The sequence below is a fragment of the Paracoccus sp. NBH48 genome (assembly GCF_015390265.1).
GTDB classification, from domain to species: Bacteria; Pseudomonadota; Alphaproteobacteria; order Rhodobacterales; family Rhodobacteraceae; genus Paracoccus; species Paracoccus marcusii.
Genome location: NZ_VUOJ01000005.1, coordinates 159,023 through 167,272, shown reverse-complemented (window position 1 = coordinate 167,272; position 8,250 = coordinate 159,023). Strand labels below are relative to the sequence as shown.

At 66.2% G+C, this 8,250-nt stretch carries 5 protein-coding genes and 2 pseudogenes; 2 read left to right on the top strand and 5 right to left on the bottom strand.

The genetic code is table 11. The features are described from left to right. The 5 genes and pseudogenes from F1642_RS12040 to F1642_RS12020 form a co-directional block, all read right to left on the bottom strand. Positions 1-733: pseudogene (locus F1642_RS12040) on the bottom strand (F0F1 ATP synthase subunit beta); the annotation flags it as partial. A 4-nt stretch (positions 734-737) separates the two neighbouring features. Continuing rightward, the gene (locus F1642_RS12035) at positions 738-1,628 is read right to left on the bottom strand and encodes a F0F1 ATP synthase subunit gamma (RefSeq protein ID WP_194886336.1); all 891 of its coding nucleotides are present in this window, start codon (positions 1,626-1,628) and stop codon (positions 738-740) included. An 11-nt stretch (positions 1,629-1,639) separates the two neighbouring features. Further along, positions 1,640-3,176: pseudogene (gene atpA / locus F1642_RS12030) on the bottom strand (F0F1 ATP synthase subunit alpha). Further along, a complete protein-coding gene (locus F1642_RS12025; RefSeq protein ID WP_045982959.1) occupies positions 3,176-3,742 on the bottom strand; it encodes a F0F1 ATP synthase subunit delta in 567 nt (188 codons plus the stop codon). The pseudogene atpA and the gene F1642_RS12025 overlap by 1 nt, the downstream one beginning before the upstream one ends. Positions 3,743-4,015: 273 nt before the next feature. Continuing rightward, on the bottom strand, positions 4,016-4,789 hold the full coding sequence (locus F1642_RS12020; RefSeq protein WP_046001073.1) for a methyltransferase domain-containing protein: 774 nt from the start codon (positions 4,787-4,789) through the stop codon (positions 4,016-4,018). 57 nt (positions 4,790-4,846) lie between these two features. Here F1642_RS12020 and gloB point away from each other — a divergent pair, with 57 nt between their 5' ends. Further along, entirely contained in the window at positions 4,847-5,593 is a 747-nt protein-coding gene (gloB, locus tag F1642_RS12015; protein ID WP_194886335.1) for a hydroxyacylglutathione hydrolase, read from the top strand. A 216-nt stretch (positions 5,594-5,809) separates the two neighbouring features. Then, positions 5,810-8,134 carry an ATP-dependent Clp protease ATP-binding subunit ClpA gene (gene clpA / locus F1642_RS12010; RefSeq protein ID WP_127899013.1) on the top strand — a complete coding sequence of 775 codons (2,325 nt, stop codon included), beginning with the start codon at positions 5,810-5,812 and terminating at the stop codon, positions 8,132-8,134. Positions 8,135-8,250: the final 116 nt, after the last annotated feature.

Below are 8,250 nucleotides of genomic sequence, written 5' to 3'. Positions count from 1 at the left end.
GCCCGACGCGTCGCGGAACTGCTCCGCCAGGGTCAGACCGGTCAGGGCAACGCGCATGCGGGCGCCCGGCGGCTCGTTCATCTGGCCATAGACCAGGGCCACTTTCGAATCGACCAGGTTGTCGGGAACGATGACGCCCGATTCGACCATCTCGTGGTACAGGTCGTTGCCCTCGCGGGTGCGCTCACCCACGCCGGCGAACACCGAATAACCCGAGTGCACCTTGGCGATGTTGTTGATCAGTTCCATGATCAGAACCGTCTTGCCCACACCGGCGCCGCCGAACAGGCCGATCTTGCCGCCCTTGGAATAAGGGGCCAGCAGGTCGATGACCTTGATGCCGGTCACCAGGATCTCCGAGCTGGTCGCCTGCGCGGCGAAGTCGGGGGCGGCCTGGTGGATGGCGCGGGTCTCGCTGGTGGCCAGGGCTTCGCCCTCGTCCACGGGCTCGCCCACGACGTTCAGGATGCGGCCCAGGGTCACGTCGCCCACAGGCACCATGATCGGGTTGCCGGTGTCGGTCACGACCTCGCCGCGGACCAGACCTTCGGTCGCGTCCATGGCGATGGTGCGGACGGTGTTCTCGCCCAGATGCTGGGCAACTTCCAGCACCAGCGTCTTGCCGTTGTTTTGGGTTACCAGCGCGTTCAGAATCGCGGGAAGCCGGTCTTCGAACTGCACGGTCAACGACGGCGCCGATCACCTGCGTGATTTTACCAGTGGCCTCTGCCATGTTGTCACCTTTGCTTTACGGTCAGAGCGCCCTCGGCGCCCGCAATGATTTCGATCAGCTCCGTGGTGATCGCAGCCTGACGCGAGCGGTTGTACTGCGTCGTCAGCCTGTCGATCATGTCGCCCGCGTTGCGCGTGGCGTTGTCCATGGCACTCATCCGCGCGCCCTGCTCGGACGCCGCATTCTCCAGAAGCGCCGCAAAGATCTGCGTGGCCACCGAACGGGGCAGCAGATCGGCCAGCAGTTCTTCCTCGCCCGGTTCGTAGTCGTAGAGGGCGTTCGTCTCGGACGCGCCCTCGGGGACTTCGGCGGGGATGATCTGGCGCGCGGTCGGAACCTGGCTGATCACCGATTCGAACCGGTTGTAGAAGATCGTCGCCACGTCGAAATCGCCGGTGTCGAAGCGGGTCAGCACCTCGTCGGCGATGGCACGGGCCGTATCATAGCCCATGCGCTTGACCTCGGAGAGGTCGACATGGTGCACGAACAGGCTGCCATAGTCGCGCTTGAGCTGCTCGCGGCCCTTCTTGCCGACGGTCAGGATCGCGACGTCCTTGCCTTCGGCGCGCAGCCGGTCGGCGTGCTGGCGGGCCAGACGCACGATCGAGCTGTTGAAGCCGCCGGCCAGGCCGCGTTCCGCCGTCATCACAACCAGCAGATGACGCTTGTCGTCGCCCGTTCCGGCCAGCAGGCGGGGCGCGCCGGACTGGCCTGCCGCATTCGCGGTCAGGCCGGCCATGACGGCCGCCATGCGGTCGGCATAGGGACGCGCGGCTTCCGCCGCGTCCTGCGCGCGGCGCAGTTTCGCGGCGGCGACCATCTGCATCGCCTTGGTGATCTTCCGCGTGTTCTTGACGCTTCCGATCCGGTTCTTGAGATCCTTGAGACTGGGCATCTATTCCCCCCTCAGGCGCGGGTGCGGTTGTATTCGTCCAGCGCCGCCTTGATCGAGGCTTCCAGCTCGCCGCTGACCTTGCGGTCGTTGCGGGTCATGTCGTCCAGCAGGTCGGACTTCTGGCCGCGCAGGAAGTGGATCAGACCGTCTTCCCAGGCAACGACGTCGCGCACGGGCACGTTGTCGATATAGCCCTTGGTGCCGGCATAGATCACGATGACGATCTCGGCATTGGTCAGGGGACGGTACTGCGGCTGCTTCATCAGCTCGGTCAGGCGCGAACCGCGGTTCAGCAGGCGCTGCGTCGCGGCGTCCAGATCCGAACCGAACTGCGCGAAGGCTGCCATCTCGCGATACTGCGCCAGTTCCAGCTTGACCGGACCCGCGACGGATTTCATCGCCTTGGTCTGGGCGGCCGAACCCACGCGGCTGACCGACAGACCGGTGTTCACGGCAGGGCGGACGCCCTGGAAGAACAGTTCGGTCTCCAGGAAGATCTGGCCGTCGGTGATCGAGATCACGTTGGTCGGGATATAGGCCGACACGTCGCCCGCCTGCGTCTCGATGATCGGCAGCGCGGTCAGCGAGCCCGAGCCGTTGGCCTCGTTCAGCTTGGCCGAACGCTCCAGCAGGCGCGAGTGCAGATAGAAGACGTCGCCCGGATATGCTTCGCGTCCGGGCGGACGGCGCAGCAGCAGCGACATCTGGCGATAGGCTACGGCCTGCTTGGACAGATCGTCATAGATGATCAGCGCGTCCATTGCCGTTGTCGCGGAAGTATTCACCGATCGCGGTGCCCGAATAGGGCGCCAGGAACTGCATCGGCGCCGGGTCGGACGCGGTCGCGGCCACCACGGTGGTGTAGGCCATGGCGCCGGTCTCTTCCAGCTTCTTGACCAGCTGGGCCACGGTCGAGCGCTTCTGGCCGACGGCGACATAGATGCAGTGCAGGGTCTTCATGCCCTCGGCCTCGCGGCCGTTGTAGCTCATCTGGTTCAGGATCGTGTCCAGCGCGATCGCGGTCTTGCCGGTCTGACGGTCGCCGATGATCAGCTCGCGCTGGCCGCGGCCGACGGGGATCATGGCGTCGACCGACTTCAGGCCGGTCGCCATCGGCTCGTGCACCGACTTGCGCGGCATGATGCCGGGGGCCTTCATGTCGGCGATGCGGCGCTCGGTCGTCTCGATCGGGCCCTTGCCGTCGATCGGGTTGCCAAGGCCGTCCACGACGCGACCCAGCAGGGCCTTGCCGACCGGAACGTCCACGATCGAGCGCGTGCGCTTGACGGTGTCGCCTTCCTTGATCGAGCGGTCGTCGCCGAAGATCACGATACCGACGTTGTCGGTCTCGAGGTTCAGCACCATGCCGCGGATTCCGCCGGGGAACTCGACCATCTCGCCGGCTTGGACCTTGTCCAGACCATAGACGCGCGCGATGCCGTCACCGACGGACAGGACCTGACCAACTTCGGCAACTTCGGCGTCCTGGCCGAAGTTCTTGATCTGCTCCTTGAGGATCGCCGAAATTTCGGCAGCCTGGATTCCCATTATCCGACCTCTTTCATGACATTCTGCAGGGAAGCGAGCTTCGAGCGGACCGAACTGTCGATCATCTGCGAGCCCAACTTGACAATCATGCCGCCGATGAGGGTCTCATCGACGCGCGTGTTCAGCTTGACCGTCTTGCCGGATTTCTCGGCCAGGGTCTGTTTCAGGCGGTCCATCTGCGCATCGGTCAGCGCGATGGCGCTGGTGACGTCGGCGGTGACCTCGCCCCGCTCCGTGGCGATCAGCTCCGCCAGGCGGGCGGTCAGCTGCGGCAGCACGAACAGGCGGCGATTCTTCGCCATCAGCTGCAGCGTGTTGGCCAGCACCGGCGACAGGCCCATGCGGGTCGACAGCGCGCCGATCGCGGCCGCCTGCTGGTCGCGGGAATAGATCGGGCTGGCGATCAGGTCGCGCAGCTCGGCGCTGTCGTGCAGGGCGGCGTTCAGATCGTCGGTCTGGGTGGCCAGGGCGTCCATGCCCCCGCTTTCCTTTGCGATCTCGAAGACGGCCTGCGCATAGCGTCCGGCGATGCTCTGGGAGATGGAAACAGAGTTGGCCACGGTCATCCTTTACGGTTTGCGCAAACCCCGCTGGCGGGCCGGGCTGCTGCCTGGTCTGTCGCGGGGTGCGGGTCGCGGTCGCGCGGCTGATGGAAGGTCGCGCGCAAATCTGGGGCGTCTCTAGCAGGTGATTTGACGCCCGGCAACCGTCCAGGGCCCTGAAACGCGGGCCTTTGCGACAAACGGCGCAGGATCGGCGAAACCCCACGGGGACAGCGCTAACACCCCGCATCCCGAGCCCGCGCACCGTGCGGCAGGATGTCGCATCAGGGGCCGGTTTCAGTCGATTTCGCGGGCCGTCGGGGCGGCTTGCGGACGCGGACGGGCCACCCCGTCCAGGATCTCCAGCGGACTGGGCACATGGATTCGCACCCCGGGGCCGACCGGCGCGCGGGCGTGCTTGGACAGTTCGACCATGATGACGCCGGCGATCAGCACCCGGCTGATCCGCGCGCCGGTGCGTTCCCAGAACTGGGCGCTGCGCAGCCAGAATCGCCGGTCCGAGGGCGGGATGTAGATGGCGCTGCCGTGCCAATCGGGCTGGAACCCCGCGCGGCGCATCTGCGCCTCGATCTGACCGGTGGTGTAGGACCGCCCAAAGCCGAAGGGCGTGCGGTCCGACGCGGCCCACAGGCCCGCCCGGTTCGGCACCATCAGCATCATCCGCCCGCCGGGCCCAAGGCAGCGCCATGCCTCGGTCAGCAGTTCGCGGGGATGCTCGCTGGTCTCCAGCCCGTGCAGCATGACCAACCGGTCCAGGCTGCCGGTCTGGATGGGCCATGCGGTCTCGTCGCACAGGACGGCATGGTTGGGCATGCCCGCGGGCCAGCCCATCACCCCCTGCGGGCCGGGCATCAGCGCGGTCACCCGCCGCGCGGTCGGCAGATAGGGCCGCAGCATAGGCGCCGCGAACCCGAACCCCGCCACGGTCATGCCGCTGCTGCGCGCAGGGTCCCACCGCGCGGTCAGCCGGTCGCGCAGGATCCGCTGGACCACGCGCCCCAGCGCCCGCTGGTAGTAGAACCGTCGCAGCTGGTCGATGTCGTGGTGCATTGCGCGCGGGTCCCGGTTTTGACAGGCTCAGGTGAACACATGGTCAAGGATTTGCCAATGCCGCTGGAACTGGTCACGCTGCGCTGTCTCAAGGACAACTACGCCTATCTGCTGCATTCCGACGCGGGCACCGTGCTGATCGACGCGCCCGAGGCCATGCCGGTCCTGACCGAGCTGGAGGCGCGGGGCTGGGGGCTGGACGCGATCCTGCTGACCCATCACCACGACGACCACATCCAGGCCGTGCCGGAGATCGTCGCCGCCACCGGTGCGCGGGTCATCGGGGCCGCCGCCGATGCGCATCGCCTGCCGCCGCTGGACGTCAGCGTCGCGCCCGGAGAGCCGCTGGAGGTTCTGGGCGAACCCGTCCACGTGATCGACGTGTCGGGCCATACCGTGGGCCACGTGGCGTTTCATTTTCCGGACAGTGCGATGGCCTTCACCGCCGACAGCCTGATGGCCCTGGGCTGCGGTCGCCTGTTCGAGGGCGACCCTGCGATGATGTGGGACAGCCTGTCGCGGCTGAACGCCCTGCCCGGCGACACGCTGATCTGTTCGGGGCACGACTATTGCACGGGCAACGGCGCCTTTGCCCTGTCGGTCGATCCCGACAACGCGGCGCTGCAGGACCGCCTGTCGGCCATCGCCGAAGCGCGCATCCCTTGTGCCCCCGCCACGCTGGAGATGGAGCGCGCCACGAACCCCTTCCTGCGCCCCGCCGCGCTGGCACCGGCGCTTGGGATGGCGGGGGCGGACGACGCGCAGGTCTTTGCCCGCCTGCGCCGGATGAAGGACGATTTCTGAGGCCTGCGGCATCGGCGCGCGGGGGCGTGCCGGCCCCGCGCTTGAAATGCGGGCTTTGCGACATCACATCTGCCTCAAGCGTGGGAAAATCGTGGCACCTGTCTGAAAAATCACTTGAAGCCGAACGAAATCCACCAAATCTTAACCCTACCGTGACAGTCTGGGCAGGTGGGCCGCGAACAGCCCATACCGCCAGCCGACTGACAGGAGACGACCGTGCCAAGTTTCTCGACCTCCCTGGAACAGGCCATTCACCAGGCGCTTGCGCTGGCGAACGAACATCGACACGAGCTTGCGACGCTGGAACACCTGTTGCTGGCGCTGACCGAGGAACCCGATGCGGTCAAGGTCATGCGCGCCTGCAACGTGGACCTTGAGGATCTGCGCAAGACGCTGGTCGATTTCATCGAGGATGACCTGTCGACCCTGATCACCGACGTCGAAGGTTCAGAGGCCGTGCCCACGGCCGCGTTCCAGCGCGTCATCCAGCGCGCGGCGATCCACGTGCAAAGCTCGGGCCGGCAGGAGGTCACCGGCGCGAACGTGCTGGTCGCGATCTTTGCCGAGCGCGAATCGAATGCGGCCTTCTTCCTGCAGGAGATGGACATGACCCGTTACGACGCGGTCAACTTCATCGCCCATGGCGTGGCCAAGAACCCGTCCTTCAACGAGCCCCGCAAGGTGGTCGGATCGGAGGAGCCGGTCGAGCAGAGTAAGGCCGAGGCCGCCCCCGACCCCAAGGACGAGACCGCGCTTGGCAAGTACTGCGTCGATCTGAACGTCAAGTCCAAGAAGGGCGACGTTGACCCGTTGATCGGACGCGAATCCGAGGTCGAGCGGGCCATTCAGGTCCTGTGCCGCCGGCGCAAGAACAACCCGCTTCTGGTGGGTGATCCGGGCGTGGGCAAGACCGCCATCGCCGAGGGCCTGGCGCTGAAGATCACCCGCGGCGAGACCCCCGAGGTCCTGGCCGGTGCGACGATCTTCTCGCTGGACATGGGCGCGTTGCTGGCCGGCACACGCTATCGCGGCGACTTCGAGGAGCGGCTGAAGGCCGTCGTCAAGGAACTGGAGGCGCATCCCGACGCGATCCTGTTCATCGACGAGATCCACACCGTCATCGGTGCGGGCGCGACCTCGGGCGGGGCGATGGATGCGTCGAACCTGCTGAAACCCGCGTTGGCGGGCGGCAAGCTGCGCTGCATGGGCTCGACGACCTACAAGGAATATCGCCAGCACTTCGAGAAGGACCGCGCGCTGAGCCGCCGGTTCCAGAAGATCGACGTGAACGAGCCTTCGGTGCCGGACACCATCAAGATCCTGATGGGCCTGAAGCCGCATTTCGAGGCGCATCACGACCTGCGCTATACCAATGACGCGATCAAGTCGGCGGTGGAGCTGGCCGCGCGCTACATCAACGACCGCAAGCTGCCGGACAGCGCCATCGACGTCATCGACGAGGCCGGTGCCGCCCAGCATCTGGTCAGCGAGAGCAAGCGCCGCAAGACGATCAGCCCCAAGGAGATCGAGGCCGTCGTGGCCAAGATCGCACGCATCCCGCCCAAGAACGTCAGCAAGAACGACGCCGAGGTCCTGCGCGATCTGGATGCCGGTCTGAAGCGCGTCGTGTTTGGTCAGGACAATGCCATCGAGATGCTGTCCAGCGCCATCAAGCTGGCCCGTGCGGGCCTGCGCGAGCCGGAGAAGCCCATCGGCAACTACCTGTTCGCGGGCCCGACCGGCGTCGGCAAGACCGAGGTGGCCAAGCAGCTCGCCTCCAGCCTGGGGGTCGAACTGATCCGCTTCGACATGTCGGAGTATATGGAGAAGCATGCCGTCAGCCGCCTGATTGGCGCGCCTCCAGGCTATGTCGGCTTTGACCAGGGCGGCCTGCTGACCGACGGCGTGGATCAGCACCCGCATTGCGTGCTGCTGCTGGACGAGATCGAGAAGGCGCATCCGGATGTATTCAACATCCTGCTGCAGATCATGGATGCGGGTCGCCTGACCGACCATAACGGGCGGACCGTCGATTTCCGCAACGTGATCCTGATCATGACCTCGAATGCGGGCGCCGCGGATCAGGCCAAGGCCGCGATCGGCTTTGGACGCGACCGGCGCGAGGGCGAGGATACGGCCGCGATCGAGCGAACCTTCACGCCCGAGTTCCGCAACCGTCTGGATGCGATCATCTCCTTCGCGCCGCTGTCGCGCGACGTCGTGGTCCACGTCGTAGAGAAGTTCGTCCTGCAACTGGAAGCGCAGCTGATGGACCGCAACGTCCATATCGAACTGACACCCGAGGCTGCAAACTGGCTGGCCGAAAAGGGATACGACGACCGCATGGGCGCCCGCCCCCTGGGCCGCGTGATTCAGGAAAGCATCAAGAAGCCCCTGGCCGAGGAACTGCTGTTCGGCCGCCTGACCAAGGGCGGCGTGGTGCGCGTCAAGATCGAGGACGACAAGCCGGCCTTCGACATCACCGGCCCCGATGCCCCACGGATCGGCAAGTCCAAGACACCCTTGCTGACTGCTGAATAAGCGCGAAAGGCCCCGCCACCACGGCGGGGCCTTTTTCGTCATGGGCCGGCGTTCCTGAACGCCGCGGCCCATGAACCAGAACCGACGATCGCGACAAGGGATGCGGGGGCGACGCC